General features: G+C 61.9%; 1 protein-coding gene. It reads left to right on the top strand.

Features of this window, described 5'->3' with window-relative positions:
* Positions 1–190: 190 nt before the first annotated feature.
* The coding region (locus RLDS_RS29320) for a metallophosphoesterase family protein (RefSeq protein WP_021224253.1) at positions 191–1,101 on the top strand (911 nt) is incomplete at its 3' end.

The raw sequence follows: 1,101 nt of genomic DNA, 5'->3' as shown, positions 1-1,101 counted from the left end.
GGGGGAGCGTTTCTTCCTCGCAAGAGTCGGGAAACTGGCGGAGGAACCCTGATTACAATACATGCGACTGTGCGGAACGCATGGCCAATAGCTCTGCGGCCATGTTGGGGGTGTTCTCCCATGGGGCACTACACAAACGGAGGATCGCGGTGACCCAGAGAATATCGCCGCTTTCGAGGGGGGAAGAGTTTTGAGCGATTTTCGTTTCCTGCATGCCGCCGACATTCATCTCGACAGCCCGCTCCATGGCCTGTCGAGATATGAAGGTCTGCCCGAGGACGACATAAGAGGAGCCACCCGCGCGGCTTTCGACAATCTGGTACAACGCGCCATCGACGAAGATGTCGATTTCGTCGTGATCGCTGGCGACCTCTTCGACGGTGAGTGGAAGGACATGAGCACCGGCCTCTATTTCGCCCGCGCCATGGGCCGCCTGGATCGGGCCGAAATCCCGGTGTTCCTTCTCGCCGGCAACCATGATGCCGCCTCCGTCATCACCCGCAGCATTCCCTGGCCGCCCAATGTCCGCCTGTTCAGCGCGCGCCGACCGGAAACCCATCTGCTTGCCGAGCTCCAGGTCGCGGTCCACGGACAGAGCTTCTCGACACCGGCTGTCACCGACAATCTCGTTCCGTCCTATCCCGCCGCTGCGGAGCATCACTTCAATATCGGGATGCTGCACACCGCGCTGGCAGGCCGGAAGGGCCACGCCGATTACGCGCCCTGCAGCCTGGATGATCTCAAAGCCAAGCAATACGACTACTGGGCGCTCGGCCATGTCCATCAACACGAGATCGTGTGCGAGGCGCCTCATGTCGTCTTCCCGGGCAACATCCAGGGTCGCACGATCCGCGAGACGGGCCCCAAGGGCGCGGTGATCGTCACCGTGGAGGATGGTCAGGTTTCCTCCATCGATCGATTGGATCTGGATGTGATCCGCTGGCTCGCGGTCGATATCGACTGTACCGACGTGCCGGCCGATAGCATTGCGGAACGCATGCGCTCGGCGCTTCTTGAAGCGTGGCAGCACGGCGGCGATGGATTGCCGCTCGTTACGCGGCTTGTGCTGACGGGCGAGACCGACAGCGCCGGCGCGCTCAT

The sequence above is a fragment of the Sphingobium lactosutens DS20 genome (assembly GCF_000445105.1).
GTDB lineage: Bacteria > Pseudomonadota > Alphaproteobacteria > Sphingomonadales > Sphingomonadaceae > Sphingobium > Sphingobium lactosutens.
Note: the sequence above shows the minus strand (reverse complement) of the source record. Positions and strands in the feature narration are given on the sequence as shown.